At 71.1% G+C, this 20,896-nt stretch carries 16 protein-coding genes and 2 pseudogenes; 11 read left to right on the top strand and 7 right to left on the bottom strand.

The features are described from left to right. Window positions 1–48: 48 nt before the first annotated feature. Window positions 49–723 carry a pyridoxamine 5'-phosphate oxidase family protein gene (locus AB0383_RS38480; protein ID WP_366189893.1) on the top strand — a complete coding sequence of 225 codons (675 nt, stop codon included), beginning with the start codon at window positions 49–51 and terminating at the stop codon, window positions 721–723. Here the strand turns inward: AB0383_RS38480 and AB0383_RS38475 are convergent. Together AB0383_RS38475 and AB0383_RS38470 are read right to left on the bottom strand one after the other, a co-directional pair. Next, window positions 695–2,132, bottom strand: a pseudogene (locus tag AB0383_RS38475) (HAMP domain-containing sensor histidine kinase). The gene AB0383_RS38480 and the pseudogene AB0383_RS38475 overlap by 29 nt on opposite strands. A gap of 5 nt (window positions 2,133–2,137) precedes the next feature. Then, the gene (locus tag AB0383_RS38470) at window positions 2,138–2,839 is read right to left on the bottom strand and encodes a response regulator transcription factor (protein WP_366189892.1); all 702 of its coding nucleotides are present in this window, start codon (window positions 2,837–2,839) and stop codon (window positions 2,138–2,140) included. Window positions 2,840–2,978: 139 nt separating this feature from the next. On the opposite strand from AB0383_RS38470, the pseudogene AB0383_RS38465 reads away from it, so the two are divergent. The 7 genes and pseudogenes from AB0383_RS38465 to AB0383_RS38435 all read left to right on the top strand — a co-directional run bounded on the left by AB0383_RS38465 (window position 2,979) and on the right by AB0383_RS38435 (window position 9,410). After that, a pseudogene (locus AB0383_RS38465) lies at window positions 2,979–4,335 on the top strand (ferredoxin reductase family protein). A gap of 10 nt (window positions 4,336–4,345) precedes the next feature. Next, the gene (locus AB0383_RS38460) at window positions 4,346–4,756 is read left to right on the top strand and encodes an FMN-binding protein (RefSeq protein WP_366189891.1); all 411 of its coding nucleotides are present in this window, start codon (window positions 4,346–4,348) and stop codon (window positions 4,754–4,756) included. After that, a complete protein-coding gene (locus tag AB0383_RS38455) occupies window positions 4,756–5,487 on the top strand; it encodes an FAD:protein FMN transferase (RefSeq protein ID WP_366189890.1) in 732 nt (243 codons plus the stop codon). The genes AB0383_RS38460 and AB0383_RS38455 overlap by 1 nt, the downstream gene beginning before the upstream one ends. Window positions 5,488–5,567: 80 nt before the next feature. Beyond that, a complete protein-coding gene (locus tag AB0383_RS38450) occupies window positions 5,568–7,130 on the top strand; it encodes a PQQ-binding-like beta-propeller repeat protein (protein ID WP_366189889.1) in 1,563 nt (520 codons plus the stop codon). 76 nt (window positions 7,131–7,206) lie between these two features. Beyond that, window positions 7,207–7,584 (top strand): VOC family protein, encoded by a 378-nt coding sequence (locus AB0383_RS38445; protein WP_364188687.1) that lies wholly within the window; start codon window positions 7,207–7,209, stop codon window positions 7,582–7,584. Then, the gene (locus AB0383_RS38440; RefSeq protein ID WP_366189888.1) at window positions 7,581–8,402 is read left to right on the top strand and encodes a class I SAM-dependent methyltransferase; all 822 of its coding nucleotides are present in this window, start codon (window positions 7,581–7,583) and stop codon (window positions 8,400–8,402) included. The genes AB0383_RS38445 and AB0383_RS38440 overlap by 4 nt, the downstream gene beginning before the upstream one ends. 9 nt (window positions 8,403–8,411) lie before the next feature. Beyond that, the gene (locus tag AB0383_RS38435) at window positions 8,412–9,410 is read left to right on the top strand and encodes an asparaginase (RefSeq protein ID WP_364188693.1); all 999 of its coding nucleotides are present in this window, start codon (window positions 8,412–8,414) and stop codon (window positions 9,408–9,410) included. A gap of 4 nt (window positions 9,411–9,414) precedes the next feature. On the opposite strand, the gene AB0383_RS38430 is transcribed toward AB0383_RS38435, so the two are convergent. The 3 genes from AB0383_RS38430 to AB0383_RS38420 form a co-directional block, all read right to left on the bottom strand. Then, the gene (locus tag AB0383_RS38430) at window positions 9,415–9,894 is read right to left on the bottom strand and encodes a cysteine dioxygenase family protein (RefSeq protein WP_364188696.1); all 480 of its coding nucleotides are present in this window, start codon (window positions 9,892–9,894) and stop codon (window positions 9,415–9,417) included. A 188-nt stretch (window positions 9,895–10,082) separates the two neighbouring features. Next, window positions 10,083–11,108: an NAD(P)H-dependent glycerol-3-phosphate dehydrogenase gene (locus AB0383_RS38425; protein WP_364188699.1), complete on the bottom strand. Its 1,026-nt coding sequence runs from the start codon at window positions 11,106–11,108 to the stop codon at window positions 10,083–10,085. Continuing rightward, complete coding sequence (locus AB0383_RS38420) at window positions 11,108–11,812, bottom strand: lysophospholipid acyltransferase family protein (protein WP_364188701.1); 705 nt, start codon at window positions 11,810–11,812, stop codon at window positions 11,108–11,110. The genes AB0383_RS38425 and AB0383_RS38420 overlap by 1 nt, the downstream gene beginning before the upstream one ends. 112 nt (window positions 11,813–11,924) lie before the next feature. On the opposite strand from AB0383_RS38420, the gene cofC reads away from it, so the two are divergent. Genes cofC through AB0383_RS38405 form a run of 3 tightly spaced genes read left to right on the top strand, consistent with a single transcriptional unit; the run spans window position 11,925 to window position 16,053 of the window. Further along, window positions 11,925–12,557 (top strand): 2-phospho-L-lactate guanylyltransferase, encoded by a 633-nt coding sequence (gene cofC, locus AB0383_RS38415; protein WP_364188703.1) that lies wholly within the window; start codon window positions 11,925–11,927, stop codon window positions 12,555–12,557. 56 nt (window positions 12,558–12,613) lie between these two features. Further along, on the top strand, window positions 12,614–15,103 hold the full coding sequence (locus AB0383_RS38410; RefSeq protein ID WP_364188706.1) for an RNA degradosome polyphosphate kinase: 2,490 nt from the start codon (window positions 12,614–12,616) through the stop codon (window positions 15,101–15,103). Continuing rightward, the gene (locus AB0383_RS38405) at window positions 15,100–16,053 is read left to right on the top strand and encodes an NUDIX hydrolase (RefSeq protein WP_364188708.1); all 954 of its coding nucleotides are present in this window, start codon (window positions 15,100–15,102) and stop codon (window positions 16,051–16,053) included. Before AB0383_RS38410 ends, AB0383_RS38405 begins: the two co-directional genes overlap by 4 nt. Window positions 16,054–18,574: 2,521 nt before the next feature. On the opposite strand, the gene AB0383_RS38400 is transcribed toward AB0383_RS38405, so the two are convergent. Then, complete coding sequence (locus AB0383_RS38400) at window positions 18,575–19,246, bottom strand: HU family DNA-binding protein (RefSeq protein ID WP_366189887.1); 672 nt, start codon at window positions 19,244–19,246, stop codon at window positions 18,575–18,577. Window positions 19,247–20,148: 902 nt separating this feature from the next. Then, window positions 20,149–20,679 (bottom strand): hypothetical protein, encoded by a 531-nt coding sequence (locus AB0383_RS38395; protein WP_364190687.1) that lies wholly within the window; start codon window positions 20,677–20,679, stop codon window positions 20,149–20,151. Between the last annotated feature and the right edge of the window lie 217 nt (window positions 20,680–20,896).

The following is a 20,896-nucleotide window of genomic DNA, read 5'->3' as shown; positions in this document are numbered from 1 at the left end:
AAGAAGTGGCCATTCAACACGTCCACTCACCTGCGCGACACTGCGCACATGACGAGCCTCTCGCCGACCCCCCGCACGACCCTCGGCCGCAAAAAGAACCGCGGGGCCACCGACCGTGCGACGCTGCACGCCGTGCTCGACGAGGCCCTGATCTGCCACCTCGGCCTCGTCCGCGACGGCGCGCCGCTCGTGCTGCCCACCGGCTACGGCCGCGACGGCGACACGCTCTACCTGCATGGTTCCACGGGCGCGGCCAGTCTGCGCACCGCCGCGCTGGACGTGGACGTCTGCGTCACCGTCACGCTGCTCGACGGCATCGTCTACGCCCGCTCGGTCAACAACCACTCCATGAACTACCGCAGCGCCGTCGTCCTCGGCCGCGCGCGTCTCATCACCGACCAGGACGAGAAACTCCACGCCCTGCGCGTGCTCACCGACCACCTCTCCCCCGGCTCGTGGGACCACGCGCGCGGCGTCAACGCGAAGGAGTTCGCCGCCGTCTCCGTCCTCGCGCTCGACCTCGCCGAAGCCTCGGTGAAGCTGCGCGCCGAAGGCCCCGACGACGAGCCGGAAGACGTCACCGAAAACAGCGCCTGGGCCGGCGTCCTCCCGGTCAAGACCGTCTTCGGCGAGCCAGAACCCTCCGCCGACCTGCCCGCCGGCTGGAGCGTGCCCGGGCACGTGACCGGACGCGTCACCCAGCCAGAGGCAGCCGCACGGTGAACACGGTCTGGCCCGGCCGGCTCGTTACCTCGACCGTGCCACCGTGTTCCACCACCAGCGAGTGCACCACGGACAGGCCCAGACCGGTGCCACCCGCCGACCGCGTGCGCGAGTTGTCGACGCGGAAGAACCGGTCGAAGATCCGCTGCTGATCCTCCGGCGCGATCCCCGGCCCGGCGTCCGCCACCCGGATCACCGCGTGAGAATCCGCGACACCGATCGACACCTCCACCCGCGTCCCCGAAGGTGTGTGCACTGCCGCGTTCGCCAGCAGGTTGTCGAAGATCTGCCGCAGCCGCACCGGATCCGCGTCGACGAAAACCGGCGCGGACGAACCCGGCGCCACCGCGAGCGGATGCGCCGGCCGGCCCACCCGGAACGCGTCCGCCGCGGCCTCGGCAATCGGGACAACGTCCACCCGTTCGGGCCGCACCGGCGGCTCCGCGTCGTGGGCGTCGAGGCGCGCGAGCAGCAGCAGATCGTCGACGAGCACGCTCATCCGCGCCGTCTCCTCGCGGATCTTCGCCAGGTGCGCCTCGCGTTCCTCGGGCTCGTTCGCCGCCGCGTACCGGAAAAGGTCCGCGTAGCCCCGGATCGACGTGAGCGGCGTACGCAGCTCGTGCGACGCGTCGGCCACGAAACGGCGAAGGCGCTCGTTGGCGGCCGTCCGCGCGGCGAGCGAAGCCTCGATGTGCGTGAGCATCACGTTGAACGCCGTGCGCAGCTCCGCCACCTCCGCCTTCGCCCGTCGCGCGCACCGGCAGGTTCGCCGTCCCCGCGAGGTCGTGCGACGCGATGTCGTGCGCCGTGCCCGCCATGTCCGACAACGGCTGCAGACCGCGGCGCAGCACGAGCCGTCCCACCACGACGAGGATCGCCAGCGCGATGAGGAACGCGATCACCTCGACCAGAACCAGCTGCCGCACCGTGCTGTCCAGATCCGCCTGCGGCGCCGCGCTCAGCAACACCGTTCCGCTGCCGGCGGAATCCGTCGCGACCGGGCACGCGCCTACGCGATAGGGCCCGTCGCCGTGGAGGTACACCGTGCGGAACACGTCTCCACGCGTGGCGTCGGACGCGACGTCGGCGAGCGGCGTGATGTCGGTCGGCAGGTTGCTCCCGGGCTGCAGCGTCGCCTCTCCACGGTCGACCTCGAACACCGCCGAGAACCACGAGTAGACGACTTCCGGGTTGCCGTGTGAGCTGCGCAGCCCCGGCACCTGCGCGACCTGGCTCGTCTTGAGCTGCTCGTCGAGGCGACGGCCGAGGTAGCCGTGCATGAACCCGACAGTGACCGTCCCCACGATCGCGAACACCACCAGCGCCAGCGCGCCGAGCCCGAACGCCAGCCGCGTGCCGAGCCGCGACGCGCGCCACGCGGCGTACCAGCGGCGAACCCAGCGCCGCAGCCGGTTCACCGCCCCGCCCGCACGACGTAGCCGACGCCGCGCACGGTGTGGATCAGCGGTTCGGCACCGTCGTCGAGCTTGCGGCGCAGGTGCGAGATCACCAGCTCGACGACATTGGACCGGCCGCCGAAGTCGTACTCCCACACGTGGTCGAGGATCTGCGCCTTCGTGAGCACAGCCGGCGAGCGGCGCATGAGGTATCGCAGGAGCTCGTACTCGGTCGGCGTCAGTTCCGCGAGCCGATCTCCGCGACGGACCTCGCGTGTGTCCTCGTCGAGCGTCAGGTCCGCCACGCGCAACACTGCGGTGCGCGGCGCGGGCGGCACGGCCGCGCTCCGGCGAAGCACCGCCCGCAGCCGCGCCATCAACTCCTCGACGGAGAACGGCTTCACGAGGTAGTCGTCGCCACCTCGGGTCAGGCCGGCGATGCGGTCGGCCGTCGCGTCTTTCGCCGTCGGGAAGACCACGGGCACGGCGTTGCCGTGTTCGCGCAGGCGGTCGAGCACGGTGAAGCCGTCGAGGTCGGGCAGCATCAGGTCGAGCACCACGATGTCGGGCCCGAACTCCGCCGCGCGGCTGAGCGCCGCCGCGCCCGAGCCCGCGGTCACGGCCTGCCAGCCCTCGTAGCGGGCGACGGTCGCGACGAGATCGGCGATGTGCGGTTCGTCGTCGACGACGAGCAGCCGCACCGGGTTCGGGTTGTCCACTCCACCATCCTCCGTGACCACCGCGCGGGCGCGCGAGCGGAGCGCGCGGCCGACAGCCAGTCGACAGGTTCCGCCCAGATCCGCCACAGGTTCCGCGGCGACGCTGGCGTTCGTAACACCCGAGCCGAAGGGATTCCCCGTGAGTTTCCTGACCCCGATCGCCGTTCCGCCCCGCCCGGCGGTGGCGCCCCGTGTGGTCGCCAAGGCGTGGATCTTCGTGTTCCTGGCGGCCAACGTGGTGCTCGCCACGGTGTTCTTCGCCGTCGGCGACCTGTCGGACGACCCGCTGATCAGCGCCGGGCGCCTCGCCGGCATCTACGCGGCGCAGGCCATGGCTGTGCAGCTGCTGCTCGTCGCACGCCTGCCGTGGCTCGACCGCCGGCTCGGCATGGACCGGCTCACGTCATGGCACCGCTGGACGGGCTTCAGCCTGCTGTGGCTGCTGGTCGCGCACGTGGTGCTGGTGGTCGTCGGCTACTCCGCCATCGAGGGCACGAACGCGGCCGACGAGCTGGTGCAGCTGGCCAACACAACTGAGGGGATCCTGCGCGCGATCGTCGCGTTCATGCTCATCCTGGTGGTCGGCGCGGCTTCCGCCCGCTTCGCGCGCAAGCGGATGGCCTACGAGACGTGGCACTTCGTGCACCTCTACACCTACGCCGCGGTGGTGCTGGCCTTCACGCACCAGATCGCCGTCGGGCAGTCGTTCGCGAGCCACCCGGCTGCCCGTGCGTACTGGTGGACGCTGTGGCTGGGCGCGGGTCTGGCCGTGCTGGCCGGGCGTGTGCTCCCGCCGTTGCGACGCAACCTGCGGCACCGGTTGCGGGTGGTCGCCGTGGTGCCCGAGTCGCCCGACACCGTGTCCGTCTACATGACCGGCCGCGACCTCGACCGACTGCCGGCTCGCGCGGGGCAGTTCTTCCTGTGGCGATTCCTCACGCGGGACCGCTGGTGGCAGGCCAACCCGTTCTCCCTCTCGGCCGCGCCCGACGGCCGCACGCTGCGGCTCACCGCCAAAGCGGTCGGCAGCTCCAGCGCGAGCCTGCGGTCGCTGCGCGTCGGCACGCGTGTGTTCGCCGAAGGCCCGTACGGCGCCTTTACTGCCATCCACCAGCAACGGCCCGACGCGCTGCTGGTCGCCGGCGGCGTCGACATCACGCCGATCCGCGCGTTGCTCGAAGACGTGCGCGGCCACGTCGTGCTGCTCTACCGCGTGCGGACATCGGCCGACGCCGTGCTTCTGCCCGAGCTGCACGCGCTGACCACGGCCCCGCGGCGCGGTCGTGCACGTCCTCAGTGGACCGTCGGATCTGCACGGCCCCCACGGCCCCGTGCTGGGTCCCGTCGCACTTCACGCGTTGGTGCCGGACCTCGGCGACCGCGACGTGTTCGTCTGCGGTCCGCCCGGGATGACGTCGGCCGTGCTGCGCAGCCTGCGGGAGCTGCGCGTGCCCGGCACCCAGGTCCACGCCGAACGCTTCAGCCTGGCCGCGTGAGGAGCTTCCGATGAAGAAGACGATTTTCGTGGTCGCGCTGTCGATCGCCGGGTTCGTGGCCGTCTGGCGGTTCGACCCGATGCCGGCGACGAGCAGCACCACCACGAACGGCTCTGCTCCGACAACCACCACCGCACCGTCCACTTCGGCCGGTTCCGGCGCCCTGACCACTCAGGGCAGCGCCGAGTCGACCGAGTTCGGCACCGTGCAGGTGCAGGTGTCCTTCTCCGTCAGCCGGATCACCGACGTCACCCTCGTGCAGCAGCCGGACAGCGGCCGCGGTGTCGACGCGATCCCGCTGCTGCGCGAGGAAGCCCTGCAGGCGCAGAGCGCGAACATCGACACCGTCTCGGGCGCGACGCAGACCAGCGAGTCGTACATCAAGTCGCTGCAGGCGGCGCTCGACGCGAAGGGCTCGTGATGGCCACGCACGTCGAGCAGGTGATGGGCCTGCCCGTGTCGCTCGACCTGCGCGACGAAGGAGACTTCACCGGCGCCATCGCCGACGCGTTCCAGTGGCTGCGCGAGGTCGACGCCCGCTTCAGCCCGTTTCGCTCCGGCAGCGAAGTGTGCCGCTACGACCGCGGCGAAACCACCGAACTCAGCGCGGACCTCGACGAGGTCCTCGGCCTCTGCGCGTACTACGAAGGCCTCTCCGGCGGCGCCTTCTCCGCCCGGCTGCCGGGCCGTGGCCTGGACCCGTGCGCCGTCGTCAAAGGCTGGGCGGTGCAGCGTGCGGCCGATCGCCTCCACGCGGCCGGCGCACGCCGGTTCTGCCTCAACGCCGGCGGCGATGTCGTCACCGCGGGCGAGCCGGAGCCCGGACGGCCGTGGCGCGTCGGCATCCGCCATCCCGAACAGCCCGAAGCGGTCTGCGCCGTGGTCGCCTCCCGCGACGGCGCCGTCGCCACCTCGGCCGCGTACGAACGCGGCGCCCACGTGCTCGACGGCCGCACCGGCCTGCCCGCCACCGAGCTGCTGAGCGTCACCGTCGTCGCCGAAGACCTCACGCACGCCGACGCGCTGGCCACCGCCGCGTTCGCCCTCGGCGCCGACGGCATCACCTGGGTCGCCGGACAACCCGGCTGCGACGTGCTGATCGTCGACGCCCGGCGGCGCGTCCACCGCTCTCCCGGCCTCACGCTCGCCTGACCCGAGTGTCCACAGTGCACTCGGTGGCTTTCCGACCAGCGCCGACGTGATGTCGTTGTCACCGGATGTTCACGGTGGCGGTGAAACGCGAACCGGCGAACTGCGTCGTACTGAGCGTGCTGCGGTTGACGACGGTTGCCGGTGTGGTGTGCGTGGTGGTCGCGCCGTTCTTGTCGGGAGGCGCGACGAGAGCGAGCGGCGTGGGGCTGCTGTGGTTCGTCGCCGGGGCGGTCGTCTCCGCGGTGCTGGGGCTGGCGCGGTCGCGCAAGGTGCGGGTCGCGGCGGCGGTTCTCGGGATCGCCACCGCCGTGGCCGCCGTGGTGCGGCTGGTGCTCGACGTGCAGGGCGGTGTGCCCGGCCTGGACACCCCGGTGCTCGCCGTGGGCGCGGTGGGGGTGGCGGTCGGGTTGCTCGACTCCACGACGTGGCGAATCCGTCCGCTCGGCTTGCTGGTGGCCGTCGTCGTGCCGGCCGTGGGAGTGGCGGCGCCGTTCGCCGCGGACCGAGCCGCCACCGCGAGCACGATCCGCGGCGTGCCGGATCTGACCCCCGAACCGGTGGCCGAAAAGCCCGGCGGCCGGCAGTGGTCCTGGCAGCCGCCGGCCGACGTGAGCGCGATGGTGGCCGCGGGGCACGGAGTCGTCGTCGCGGCCGCCGACGGTTCGGTGACGGCGCTCGACGGGCTCGACGGCAGCCGCGACTGGTCCTACGCCCGGCCCGGCGCGAGGGTCCACGCGCTGCTCGCGTCCGCCGACCGGCGCACGGTCGTGGCCGCTTTCGCGTCGAAAACCGACAGCAGCAATGACCTGGTGGTCGTCCTCGACGCCGACACCGGCACCGCGCGCTTCGACCGCGTGGTGCCGTCGGTTCTGGTCGAGACCGGGGAGATCCTGGTGGGCACCAAGACCTTGACCGTCCGCGACGACGCGTACGCCGGCTACGACATCCAGACCGGCGCCGAACTCTGGCACTGGTCCGCGCCGGCCGGGTGCGTGAACCCGTACACCTTGCCCGCGCAAGCCCGGACGGTGGTGCTCGCCGCCCTGGAGTGCGGGCGTTCCGCGGGACTCGTCGCGCTCGACGAGGTGACCGGGCGCGAACGCTGGCGCCATGTGGTCGAGACCACCGGTCCCGACGGCGAACGGCTCGACATCTCCCCCGCCACCACCACCGACGGCGCCGTCGTGTGGCTGCGGCTCGTCGGCCGCGCCGCCGCCCCCGGCTCCGTCTTGAACGGCCTGTTCGACACCGAGACCGGCCGGCTCCTGGCCCAGCCGGACGCGTCGCGGTGGGTGCGGATGGACGTGGGACCGATTCCCGTGATCGAGCAGGAAAAGACGTCCGCCGAGGCCCTCGGTCCCGGCACCGGCGCCACGCACCCGATCGACCTCGGCGCCTGCCCCGTGCGCTCGGCCGACGCCACCACCCGGCACACGTACCTGCGCGCGTGCCAGGACACCGGCCGCGACCTGACCCTCCTCGTGCAGAGCTTCGACGGCAGCGCGCCGACCAGCCGGGTGGTGCGGATGGACGGCTCGCGCTCGCTGTCGGACCTGCGCCTCGTGCCGGCGCCGGGCGCGATCGTCCTCGCGCGCAGCACGTACGGCGGCACCCCCGCGCCGGTCGTCGGCTTCCCCGGCTGAGCTCGGCGAAACCGCCTCGCGTGAGAACGGTCTTTTCGGGCAGACTGCGATCACCGCGACCGAGCAGGGGAGACCGATGCCGTCCATCGTCGAGAACACCACCTTCGACTGCGCCGATCCGTATGCGCTGGCCCAGTTCTGGAGCGGCGTCCTCGGCCGGCCCGTCGCCGAGGAGGACGAGCCGGGCGACCCGGAGGTCGGCATCGAGCTCGACCACGGCGGCACGCTGCTGTTCATCCGCGTGCCTGAGACCAAGACCGTGAAGAACCGCATCCACCTGTGCCTCACGCCCGAAGGCCCGCGCGACGCCGAGGTCGAACGACTGCTCGTGGCCGGCGCGACGATGTTCGACGACCAGCGCAACGCCGACGGCACCGGCTGGGCCGTGCTCCACGACCCGGAAGGCAACGAATTCTGCGTACTCCGCAGCAAGGCCGAAAAGGCAGTGAAGTGACCGAGTCGTTCGACCTCAACCGCGTCAACTGGGACGAGCGCGCGGCCGTGCACGCGAAGTCCGAGTACTACGGCTTCGAACGCTTCCGCACGGACCCCGGCTACCTCAGCGACGTCGTGCGGTTCGACCTCCCGCGCCTCGGTGACGTTTCCGGCCTGCGCGGCGTTCACCTGCAGTGCCACATCGGCACGGACACGCTTTCCTTGTCCCGCCTGGGCGCGCGGATGTCCGGCCTCGATCTCTCCCCCGGCTCGCTGGCGGAAGCGCGCAAGCTCATGGACAGCGTCGGCGCGGAGATCGACTACCACGAGGCCAACACCTACGACGCCGTCGACGTGTTCGGCGAAGTTGCGTTCGACCTCGTCTACACCGGGATCGGTGCGCTGTGCTGGTTGCCGCGCATCGCCCAGTGGGCCACGGTCGTGGCGCGGCTGCTGAAGCCGGGCGGGCGGTTGTTCCTGCGCGAGGGCCACCCGATGTTGTGGACCCTCGACGACGAAGCCGAGCACGGCTGGCCGAAGTACCAGTATTTCGAACACACCGAACCGCTCGTGTTCGCCGAGGAAACCACCTACGTCGAGTCCGACGGTCCCATCGTGAACAGCACCACGCACTCGTGGAACCATTCGCTGGGCGAAATCATCACGGCGCTGCTCGACAACGGCCTCACGCTCACCGCGTTCACCGAACACGACACCGTGCCGTGGAACGCGCTGCCGCACGAAATGCACCAAGTCGGCGGCGGCGAATGGCGGCTGCGCGAGAACCCGCGTCGCCTCGCGGCGAGCTACACCCTGCAGGCGGCGAAGGTTTCCTAGAGTGCGGGCATGACTCGTGCTCTCGTCGCCGTCGCCGCGCTGGGCGGCACCATTTCCATGGCCCCCGGCCGCTCGATCGAAGACGGGGTGGTGCCGCGGCTGACCGCCGAGGACCTGCTCGGCGACCTCGGCGCCGACCTGCCGATGGACGTCGCGGCGGCCACACTCGCCGGTATCTCCAGCGCCTCGATGGACTACGAGACGCTGCTGCGGACGCGCCGATGGGCTCTGGAGCAGGTGGCGGCGGGCGCGGCGGGACTCGTCGTGGTGCAGGGCACGGACACCCTCGAGGAGACGGCGTACTTCTTCGAGCTGACCTGGCCCCACGACGTGCCGGTGGTCGTCACCGGCGCGATGCGCAACCCGAGCCTGCCCAGCGCGGACGGTCCCGCGAACCTCCTGGCGGCGCTGACCGTCGCGGCCGAACCCCGCAGCCGCGGGCGCGGTGCGCTGGTCGCGTTCAACGACGACGTGCACTCGGCGCGCTGGGTGCGCAAGGCACACGCGAGCCACCTCGAAGCGTTTTCCTCGAACCCGGCGGGACCGCTCGGGCTCGTCGCGGAACGCAACGTGCACTACTTCCACCCGGCCGGCGGACGTCCGTCAGCAGTTCCGGTGGAAAGCGCCGACTTCTCGGGGCTGGTTCCGTTGCTGGAAGCGGGCATCGCGGATTCCGGCGAACTGCTCAAGCTCGTCCTCGACGGCGGCGCCGACGGGGTGGTCGTGGCGGCCAGCGGCGTCGGCCACGTTTCGCGCGGGACCGCCGACGTGATCGCCGATGCGAAGGTGCCGATCGTCGTCGCCTCACGCACCGGCGCGGGCACCACGTTCCGCGGCACCTACGGTTTCCACGGCTCCGAGTCGAGCCTGATCCGCCTCGGCGCGACGATGGCCGGCTGGCTCGACCCCCGCAAAGCCCGCGTCCTGCTTCAGGTCCTGCTCGCCACCGGCGCCTCGCGAGAACGCGTCGAGCAGGAGTTCCGCCTGCGTGGCGACCTGGACCGCTGAGCCGTCAGTCCCGGACCGGACCACCGAGCGGATCCAGGTGGTACGGCCGCATCGCGCGCGGCCCGTCGCGGTAGACGTGCACGCTGATCGCCGGGTCCGGCCCGTCGTTGCGCATCTCGTGCACATACCCGGGTCCGAACACGCGCGACTGCCCGACGGCCAGCGCGTGCAGCTCGGTGACCGCGCGGCTGTCGGGCGAGCGGCGCGCGACGGCCTCGGTCAGCCGCCCCGAGACGACCGTGAACGCGCCGGTCGAGAACTCGTGGTCGTGCAGGTCGGTGTGCTGGCCGGGCAGCCAGCTCAGCAGCCAGACCTCCTGGCCGTCGCCGCGTTCCACGAGGGCGGAGAAGCGCTCGTCGGGGTCGTAGCGCAGGAGGCTCGCCCAGCGGTCGCGGTCGGCGGCCACCTGAAGGGCGACGCGCACGGGGTGGCGCAGGGCGGGGTTCTCGGGACGCAGCAGGGTGTTGTCCGGGACGGCGAACATGGTCGTTCCTCGCAGGAGAAAAGGGGGGAGAAGCTGGGCCGGGGCTGGGTTCACCGACAACAGCGACACGACGGCATGACCGGGCGGAGGTCACAGGACCCCGGCCGCGCAGTCATCAGGCACATCGTCACGCCGACAGCGAACCAGCGCCGGCCCCGGCGGTCAACCGCTTCCCAGCCCCTGGGAGGTCAGCTCCACTCGTGCTTCTGCGAGCGCCCCAGCAGCTCCGCGCCGGCCCGACGCGGGTCCACGCCCTCGTGGCACACGCGGTGCATCGCGTCGGTGATCGGCATGTCCACGCCCAGGCTGCGCGCCAGCTCGCGGATCGACGAGCACGACGTGACGCCCTCGGCGACCTGCCCGCCGGTGGCGGCCTGCGCCTGCTCCAGCGTGTCGCCACGACCGAGGCGTTCACCGAACGTGCGGTTGCGCGACAGCGGCGACGAGCACGTCGCCACGAGGTCACCGAGGCCGGCGAGACCCGCGAACGTCAGCGGGTCGGCGCCGAGCTTCGCGCCCAGGCGCGCCATCTCCGCGAGCCCGCGCGTGATCAGCGTCGCCATCGTGTTGGCGCCGAAGCCCATCCCCGCGGCCATGCCGCAGCTGAGCGCGATCACGTTCTTGCACGCGCCGCCCAGCTCGACACCGACGACGTCGGTGTTGGTGTAGGGGCGGAAGTACTGGTTCGAGCTCGCCCGCTGGATTGCCATGGCGCGCTCGTGGTCGGCGCACGCCAGCACGGCGGCGGCCGGCTGCGCGGCGGCGATCTCGCGCGCCAGGTTCGGCCCGGAGACGACCACGATCTCGCCCGCGTCGACCTTCGCCAGCTCGGCGATCACCTCGCTCATCCGCTTGAGCGTGCCCAGCTCCACGCCCTTGGCCAGGCTCACGAGGATCGCCTCGGGCGGCAGCAGCGGCTGCCACGCGGTGAGGTTCGCGCGCAGGCTCTGGCTCGGCACGCCGAGCACCACGGCCTGGGCGCCGTCTAGCGCCGCGGCCGGGTCGGCCGTCGCCGTGATGCGGTCGGGCAGCCGCGTGCCGGGCAGGTAGGACTCGTTGGTGTGGTGCGCGGAGATCTCCGCGGCGATCGACTCGCGCCGCGCCCACATCGTCACGTCGCGGCCGGCGTCGCCGAGGACCTTGGCGAACGCCGTGCCCCACGAGCCGGCGCCCAGCACCGTCACCCGCTGGACGTCGGTGGCGAAGGCGGCCATCAGGCGCCGTCCTCCGGCTTCTTCACGGGCGGCTCCTCGTGGCGGATCTCGGCGAGCAGCCGGGTGACCTCGTCCATCATCAGCTTGGTCACCTCACGCAGCGTGGAGGCGCTGCGGGGGTTGGCGTTCGCGTAGGCCGACAGGTCCAGCGGGTCGCCGATCAGGTGCGTCACGGTCTTGCGCGGGAACGGCGTGAACTTCTTCGTGTAGCCGTTGTAGATCTGGTTGGTACCCCAGCGTGCGATCGGGATCACGGGCGCGTCGTTCTGCAGCGCCAGCCGCGCGACACCGGTGAACGACTCCTTGGGCCAGCCGGCCGGATCCTTCGTGATCGTGCCCTCGGGGTAGATCACGACGATCTTGCCCTCGGCCAGCGCCTCGTGCGCGGCCCGGAGGCTGTCGCCCGCCGCGCTGGAGTTGCGCGACACCGGGATCTGGCCCGACGCGGTCGCGATCTTCCCGAGGACCGGGACCTTGAGCAGGCTGTCCTTGAGGAAGAACCGCGGCACGCGCTTCTGGCGGTGCACGAACACGGCATCCACCACCGGGTCGAAGTGGGAGATGTGGTTCAGCACGAGCACCGCCGGGCCTTGGCGCGGAATCTTCTCCGCGCCAAGGTACGACCGCTTCCCGATGCGGGTCAGTGGGTAGAACACGAACGCGGCCAACCCCACCCAGAAGCCGCCCTTCTCACGCCGTGCCAAGTCTCCTCCTCCGAACGATCCACTCGGGCAGATCCTGCCGCGCCGGGGTTCACGCAGTCCAGGGAGGGTGTGCTCACCACGCACCGCGGAGCTTTCGGGTAAAGATGGACAGGTGGACGTGGACCTGGTCGTGCCGTTGAAACACCCCCGCGTGGGCAAGTCGCGCCTGCGTGGCGCGGTCGCCGAGCCGGAGCACGCCGAGCTGGTGCTGGCGCTGGCCTACGACACGCTGGCCGCGGTCACCTCGGTGGCCGGCGTGCGGCGCGTGCTCGTGGTCGCCTCGGACCCGGCGGCGGTGTCCGAACTGGCCGGTCTCGGCGTCGAGCTGGTGACCGAACCGGGCGACGGCGGCCTCAACGAAGCACTCCGTCACGGTGCGGCTCTGCTGCGCGACGACGAGCCACGCGGAATCGTCGGCGCCCTGCAGGCCGACCTGCCGGCCCTGCGCGCGGGCGATTTCGCCGACGCGCTGGCCGAAGCAGCCGGGCGGCGCGCGTTCGTCGCCGACCACCAGGGCACCGGCACCACGCTGCTGCTGTCGGCTCCCGGCGCACCGCTCGACCCGCGGTTCGGCGGCGGTTCCGCCCAGCGGCACGCCGATTCCGGAGCCGTCCCGCTGGCCGGGGCGGTGGTGTCGTTGCGCAGCGACGTGGACACTTCGGACGATCTCGAGCTCGTGCGCGCGCTCGGCGTCGGCAAACGCACGGCGGCACTGCTGCCCGACGAATCCGTCCCATTGGGCTGAAGGTGTTCATTTGACCTTCACCGCGGTCTGCGCAAACTGCTGCTTCGTAGTGAACAATGGGCGTCGTGAGCACAGACGACGCCAGCACATCCGCCCGGAACGGACAGCCCGCCCGGCGGCGCAGGGCCAGCGCGGCGAAAGCTGAGGCGCCTGGAAGCCCCGCACGACACACCAGCGCAGCGAAGAAGACGCCTCCGAGCAAGAGCGTCGCTTCCGCCGACGCGGTGACGACGGCTGCTCGCGCGACCGCGGCCAAGGCGGGCACCAACGCCGCCGGCAAGGCCAAGACCGCCAAGAGCGAACCGAAAACCACACCGGTGAAAACCTCGCGCGCCCGCAAGACCACCGCGGCCACGGCCGTGGCCGCCCCCGAGACCGCCCGGCCCGCGGCCCGGCGCACCACGGCCGCGGTCGACGCCTCGGGCGACGACTTCCGCGGCGTGCCCTCGGCTCCTCCCGCCGTCACCTTGGCCGCGCCGACCGCCGTTGAGACGCTGCCCGACGACCGGTACTTCAACCGCGAGCTGTCCTGGCTCGACTTCAACGCGCGAGTGCTCGCACTCGCCGAGGACGAGTCGCAGCCCCTGCTGGAGCGGGCGAAGTTCCTCGCCATCTTCGCGTCCAATTTGGACGAGTTCTACATGGTCCGCGTGGCCGGGCTGAAGCGCCGCGACGACACCGGCCTGTCCGTGCGCAGCGCCGACGGGCTCACGCCGCGCGAGCAGCTGGACTACATCGCCAAGCGCAACCAGGACCTGGTGGAGCGCCACATCGGCGCGTTCGAGAACCACCTGCGCCCGGAGCTCGCGAAGCAGGACATCCAGCTCGTCGGCTGGGCGGACCTCGCCGGCGCCGACCAGCTGCGCCTGTCGAGCTACTTCTCGGAGCAGATCTTCCCGGTGCTCACACCGCTGGCGGTCGACCCGGCGCACCCGTTCCCGTACATCTCGGGCCTGTCGCTCAACCTCGCGGTGACGGTGCGCGACCCGCAGGGCGGAACGGAGCGCTTCGCCCGGGTGAAGGTGCCGAGCAACGTGCCGCGCCTCATGCGCGTGGAGCCGGAACGCACCAGCCGCACGGCCACGTTCCTGCCACTGGAGGAGCTGATCGCCGCGCACCTGGGCGAGCTGTTCACCGGCATGGAGGTGACGGAGCACCACGTGTTCCGCGTCACCCGCAACGCCGACTTCGAGGTCGAGGAAGACCGCGACGAGGACCTCCTGCAGGCCCTAGAACGCGAGCTCGCGCAGCGGCGCTTCGGCCCGCCCGTGCGGCTCGAGGTCGCGGAGGACATGAGCGAGCACATGCTCGAGCTGTTGCTGCGCGAGCTCGAGGTGGACCCGGCCGACGTCGTCGAGGTGCCGGGCCTGCTCGACCTGACCTGTCTGCACCAGCTGTCCGGTGTGGACCGCAAGGAGCTCAAGGACCGGCCGTTCGTGCCGGCGACGCACCCGGCGTTCGGCGAGCGCGAGACGCCCAAGAGCGTGTTCGCGACGCTGCGCGAGGGCGACGTGCTGGTGCACCACCCGTACGACTCGTTCTCCACGAGCGTGCAACGCTTCATCGAACAGGCCGCGGCCGACTCGAAGGTGCTGGCGATCAAGCAGACGCTCTACCGCACGTCGGGCGACTCCCCGATCGTCGACGCGCTGATCGATGCCGCCGAGGCCGGCAAGCAGGTCGTGGCGCTGGTCGAGATCAAGGCGCGCTTCGACGAGCAGGCCAACATCACGTGGGCGCGCACGCTGGAGCGCGCGGGCGTGCACGTGGTCTACGGCCTCGTCGGGCTCAAGACCCACTGCAAGGTGTCGATGATCGTGCGCCAGGAAGGCTCGACCATCCGGCGCTACTGCCACATCGGCACCGGCAACTACAACCCGAAGACCGCGCGCCTGTACGAGGACATCGGCCTGCTCACCGCCGATCCGAGCATCGGCGCCGACGTGACCGACCTGTTCAACGTGCTCACGGGCTACTCGCGGCAGGACACCTACCGCACGATCCTCACGTCGCCCCACGGAATCCGCCGCGGCATCGTGCGCGCGATCGGCGAGGAGATCGAGCTCGCGCGCGCCGGGCAGGACGCCGGGATCCGGATCAAGTGCAACTCGCTCGTCGACGAGCAGGTGATCGACGCGCTGTACCACGCTTCGCAGGCCGGGGTGCCCGTCGATGTAGTGGTGCGCGGGATCTGCGCGCTGAAGCCGGGTGTCGAGGGGCTGTCGGAGAACATCCGCGTCCGCTCGATCCTGGGCCGGTTCCTGGAGCACTCGCGGGTGTTCCACTTCCGCGCGGGCGGTACGCACTGGATCGGCAGCGCCGACATGATGCACCGCAACCTCGACCGTCGTATCGAAGCGCTGGTGCGCGTGAAGGACACGAAGCTCACGCAGCAGCTCGACGCCGTGCTCGATTCGGCGCTCGACCCGACCACGCGGTGCTGGGTCCTCACGGCCAGCGGCGAGTGGCAGCCCTCCCCGGGCGCCGGTTCGCAGGTACGCGACCACCAGGTGGAGCTCGCGAAGCTGCACGGGGCCGCCGGATGAGCGTGGATGTCCGCGCAGCCGGCGCGGTGCTGTGGCGCCGCGCCGGTGACGGGTTCGAAGTCGCCCTGGTGCACCGGCCTCGTTACGACGACTGGTCGTTGCCGAAGGGCAAGGCCGATCCTGGCGAGACCCTCGCCGCCACCGCCGTGCGGGAGGTGTGGGAGGAAACCGGCTACCGCGTGGTGCTGGGGCGCCACGTCGCGCAGAGCGCGTACGACGTGCCCGCCCGCAGCGGCGGTGGCGTGCTGAAGAAGACCGTCGACTACTTCAGCGGTGAAGCCGTGTCGGGGACTTTCCTGGCCAACGACGAGGTCGACGAGCTGCGCTGGCTCGACGTGGTCGCGGCCGAACGCCTCCTCACGCGCGACGCGGACGTGCGCGTGCTGCGCGAGTTCTGCGCGCTGCCGGTGTCGCTGATCACCGTGCTGCTCGTCCGCCACGCCAAGGCGGGCAAACGCGACGACTGGACCGGCGACGACGACTTGCGCCCCCTGTCCGACGCCGGCCAGCGCCAAGCCGAAGCCCTGCGCAAGCTGTTGCCTTGTTTCGGCCCGGACCGGGTTTTTTCGGCCCCGCGCCTGCGCTGCGTGCAGACCGTGCGAGGCGTCGCGGAGGACCTGGGCGTCGACGTGCGCCACGAGAACCTCCTCTCGGAAGAGGGCTACTGGCCCGACCCGGTCCTCGGGATCGCCCGCCTCCTCGCCATCGCCGGCGGCGGGGGCACCCCTTTGATCGCCAGCCAGGGCGGCGTGATCCCGGACCTGATCAGCGCCCTGGCCGACCGCGACGGCACCGAGCTCGCCGCCGCCCGCGGGGGCGTCGTGCCCAGCAAGAAAGGCTCCCTCTGGGTCCTTTCCTTCCTCCCCCCGTCGGGCGACGTCGGCCCGCGCCTGGCCGGCGCGGACTACTACCCGACGCCGTTGCCCGCACCCGCCCCTTCGCGACACTGACGCAGTTCTTCTGTTCGGGCCTCCCCGCCGGCTGTTGTCGGCCGCGGGGAGGCCTTCCGCGTTTCGGGGAATGGCGGTGTTCGAATGGGCTCGAAAAGTGGGCGGGTCGCTATTCGCGGGGCGGCTTGGCGGGGATTCTATAGAGATGGCTATTCCCGCCCGGGGTGGCCGGCGATGGGTACACAAGTCCGCCCGAACGGCGGATCAAGCGCTCGGGGTGGGAGTGAAATTTCATCCCGCCTTGCGTCGTGGGACCGCCGGCAGGGGCGCTCAGGCTCGCCACGGACTGTCCGTCTCGCCTCCGCAGAGCCCTCGGCCGCGCTGTGGCCTTCGGCGCCCCAGCGACGCTCCCAGGCCACGACTCCCTGGTACGGCAGGGGTCTCGGCTGAGCCTTCCTCGCTCCGCATTGCGGAGTGAACTCGCAGCTCCAGGCCATATCCGCCGGCAGGCCTCGGATGCGTTGCCCCGCAGCCGATCCACTCGACGGCCCAGCCGCTCCCGCTTCCTTCCCCGCGGAATCCGGGCAATCGCAGGCCTCGAACGGCGGTTCCGCCGCACTGCTCCCGCACACCGCAGGCACACGACAACGTGCGGCAAGGTCCGCGCGGCCCGCCCTGCCTCTCCGGCACTCCCAGCCGCGCTCCAAGCTCAGCCCCGGGAAGAACACCGAGCTGCGCGCCACTTCGCAGGGCCGCAGCAGCCCTCCTGCGGCCGAGGGCACCGCACCACTATCTCCACCCGGCAGACCTAACACCGGCGTCACGCAAGCCGCGAGCCCGACCGCTCCAGCCATGCCGGTTCAGCGCCACGGCCGATCTCCGGAGAGATGATCGAGGACCGCCCGAGTCTCGCTGCCCCATCACGCCTTACCCAACCTCGCCTGGACCGAGAGCGCGAACATGCAGGTAGCGCACCTTTCCAGCGCGTCGCACCACGCCCACCCCGGTCATCTCGACGGGGATCGCAGCCACTCCCGACAGACAAAGGACGCCCGCGGCAGCACCCCGCCGCTCCGCCGCGCAGCACCCGACCTGACGCGAGCCGAGCGCGCGAACAAGCAGGTAGCGCTCCATTCCCAGCGCACTGCACCGCACCCATCCCTCTGTCATTCCGGCACAGGACCGCAGCCGCTTGAGAGGGACACGGAAGCCCGCGGCAACACCCCGCCGACCACAAACCACGCGCCCATCGAGCGCACGAGCATGCAGGCGACGCTCCATTCCCGGCGCATACGCACCGCACCCATCGCGGCCGTTCCAGCACAGGACCGCAGCCACCCCAGAGAGACAAGGGGAGTCCGCAGCAGCACCCCGCCGCCCACAACCCCCCGCGGGCCGAGCGCACGAGCCTGTGGACTGCACGCCATTCCCAGCGCACCGCACCCATCCCAGCCGTTCCGGCACAGGACCGCAGCCACGTCAGAGGGATGCGGGAAGTCCGCGGCGACACCCCGCCGACCACAAACCAAGCGCGGATCGAGCGCGCGAACAAGCAGGCGGCGCACTATTCCCAGCGCACCGCACCCATCCCAGCCGTTCCGGCACAACCTCTCCCCCCGACAAATACGAGAGGACGGCTGCGGCACCCCACCCCTCCGCCACGCCGCACGCAACCTCGCGCGGCCCGCGAGCCGACCATGCACGCAGCGCACCATTTCCAGCTCACCGGACCACAGCCCTCCCGCGTCGTTCCGGCGAAGCCGCTCTCCCGACAGACACGAGAAGACGACGGCGAAACCCGCGGCGCGACCACGCCGTTCGCACCCTCGCGTGGGCCGAAGAGCACGAACACGCAGGTAGCACACCATTTCCGGCGCGTCGGGCCTCAGGCGTCCTGCCGATCAAGAGCGCGAGGAACGCGCGATAGCGCCCTCATTTCTCCGGCCACGTTCGCATCCTGACATCCGCCGCGTGGCCGAGGTGCCGGCCCGAGGCCAAGACCGCACCCTGAGCTGGGCGGGCGATTCCGCCGATAGGAAGCCGGGAGTTGATTGCGCGTCCCGCATTCCACCGTGCCTCGGTCAGGCGGTAAGTGAGTGAGGCAGTGATCTATCGCGGGTATGCACTGCCTGGCGATTGCTTGTCCCGGCATTGCGAGGCTCGCGGGAGCCGTCCTGCGGGAGTACGCGGGACAGACCCAATGGCTGGACCGCGCCCAACCCGTTACACCAGAGCGTCGGGCCGCGTTGTTCGTAGCGGGCTCTCGGCTTATGCAGCAGCGTGTTCTCGTCCGCCGTTCTGTGCCGCGCGAGCCAGCAGTGCGCAGGTCTCGTCATTCCCGTGCAGTGCCGTGATCCTGCAGGCCAGACCATGCGCACCGGCACCGCCGGCCAAAACCCGGCGACCGAACCATGCGCACCGTTTCCTGCGAGCCCCAGCATCCCCAAGCCAGTCAGACCCGATGTCCAACACCGCATCCGACTCGACCAGAACCACCCCACACATGCGGCAGGGCCCCCTCCCGAGATGGGAGGGGGCCCTGCCGTGAAGTGCACGTCCCGGCGTCAACGCCGGGATGGTGTTACTTCTTCTTCGCAGCGCTGGTGCGCTTGGCGGCCGGCTTCGCAGCGGCCTTCTTCGCAGCAGGCTTGGCAGCGGCCGGCTTCGCGGCAGCGGCCTTGGTCGCCGTGGCCTTGGCGGCCGGCTTCGCAGCGGCAGCCTTGGTGGTGGTGGCAGCCTTCGCGCGCGTCGCGGCGGGCTTGGCAGCGGCGGTCTTCGTCGCAGCGGCCGGCTTCGCAGCGGTGGCGCGGGTACGCGTCGTGGTGGAGCGCGTGGTGGCCGGGCGGGTCGCCGCGGTGCGCGAGGCAGCCGCACGTGTGCCGGTCGCCGCGGTCGCGCGCGTGGTGGTCGCGCGGGAGGCGGTGGCAGCCGTGGCGGTGGTGGTGCGCTTGACGGCGGTGGCCTTCGGCAGCTTCTTCGTGCCGGAGATGACGTCCTTGAACGTCGTGCCCGCACGGAAGGCCGGCACGTTGGTCTTCTTCACCCGCACCGTCTCACCCGTGCGCGGGTTACGCGCGGTCCGGGCGGCACGGGCACGCTTCTCGAACACACCGAACCCGGTGATGTTCACCTTCTCGCCCTTGTTGACCGTCCGGATGATGATGTCGACGAGACCGTCGACGGCCTCCGAAGCAACCTTTTTGTCGCCCAGACGCTCCGACAGCGCCTCGATCAGCTGGGCCTTGTTGGCCATTCCAGTCCTCCAAGAAGAACTCTTCGTCCACGGCCACGTCGGCCGAACTCTTCAATAGTATTACCCATAAGGCGGAGAAGTCCAAACGGGACCCTTGGTTTTTCCGTTGGCGTGTCTGCGGTCCGCCCTTTCGAAGGGCTCAGGAACGGTCACAATAACCGACACCTTATTCGCTCTTGTGTTCGATTGTTCGCGCAGAGTGGGGCTCTACCAGCGGTTTTGATCCAGCCACCACTGCGGCCACGTGCTTCTCCAGTGGCGGAAGGCGATCTTGCCCCGGGCACGGGAGTGTCCTTTGCGGACTGACGAACGACGGCCCGACGATCGTCGGAAATCCGATGCGCGGCGACCCGGAGGGGCGGGCAGGGCGTCCCCGGGGAGGGTCGGAACCCCTGCCGCGGCGGGGTTCGGCGGCCCCGCGGCGGCGACGCCCGTTGGGCGGCAAAGGAGTCGACCGGCGGACCGGAGCCGGCCACGAAACCCGACAAAGCAGAACCCCCAAGAGCGGCAACGGGTGCGCACCCCGGACGCCCGGCACGGGTCCGGTCGCGTGAAGACTCGGCCAAGCGTGTGACCGGCGAAGGCCCCGGATCAGCGTTCCGCGTGACGCAAGGGCAGGCCGCACTCGGCCGAGCGGGTGGCCCCGCGGTGAACGACTGTTCGGCCACCCGAAGCCGTGTCAGGGAGAGATATCGGGCCCGCACCGGATGCCCGCAATTGACCTGAAGCACCCGGCTCACTCAGCGAGGGAAAGGCCCCTCGGCACGGAACACGAGACCCCCGACAGGGTCCGCGAGTACAGAAAAAAGCGCTCCGGCCGAAAGCGCGGACCAGCCGCGCCGGCCGGGGCGCCGTCATGGATCAGCAGTTCAGGGGCAAGATGATATGTCTACTCAGGACTGTCAGGCGGGCGCCGTGGTCCGGGCGAGCGCGAAGTACCGCTCGTCGCTGTAGGGCCCGGGCGAGCCGGTGGCCGGGTCCCAGATCGTCCGCGACAGCTGGAAGAGGTCCCCCAAGTACACGTGCAACGCCACGGACCGGTCGGCGGTCCGGTTGGCCACAGAATGGATCACGCGCTCGTCCATCGGCAGCACAGAGCCCGCCGCCGTGTCGGTCTCCCCGACGCGCGTCAGAGCCGAGCCGTCCGCGCGGTAGAAGGTGTTGGTCTCCCGGCCCTCGAGCACGGCGATGCACGCCGGGATGAGGTGGTCGTGCGCCGGGTACTCCGTCCGGGGCCCGATCTCGACCCGCAGCAACGTCAGGGTCGGCTCGGCGTGGAGCACGTGCTCGTCGACGCCGGCGCCAGGCAACCAGCCGAGTACCTCGGCGGCGGACGCGGCGACCTCCCGCTGCAGCCGCAGCAGCGCGGCCGCCGGGTCCGCGGCGCCGCCGCCGCGTCGGGCGGCGATGATCAGGTCGGTGAGTTCGGTCATGGGGGTTCCGTCCACCTGGGAGGGTCGCGGCCGGTCGGGCCGCGAAGTGGGGACAGGGTGCCATCGACGGGTGTCGTGCGCTCGTGAAGGCGGCGGCCGGATTCTCAGCCGGCTCAGATGATCGGCACAGGTTCGGGCGCCGAACAGCCGTTTGGTGAACGGCCGTTCGGCGCCCACCCGAAAAAGAAGGCCGCCTCCCCCGGAGGAGAGGCGGCCT

The sequence above is a fragment of the Amycolatopsis sp. NPDC051373 genome (genome assembly GCF_040689465.1).
GTDB lineage: Bacteria > Actinomycetota > Actinomycetes > Mycobacteriales > Pseudonocardiaceae > Amycolatopsis.
Note: the sequence above shows the minus strand (reverse complement) of the source record. Positions and strands in the feature narration are given on the sequence as shown.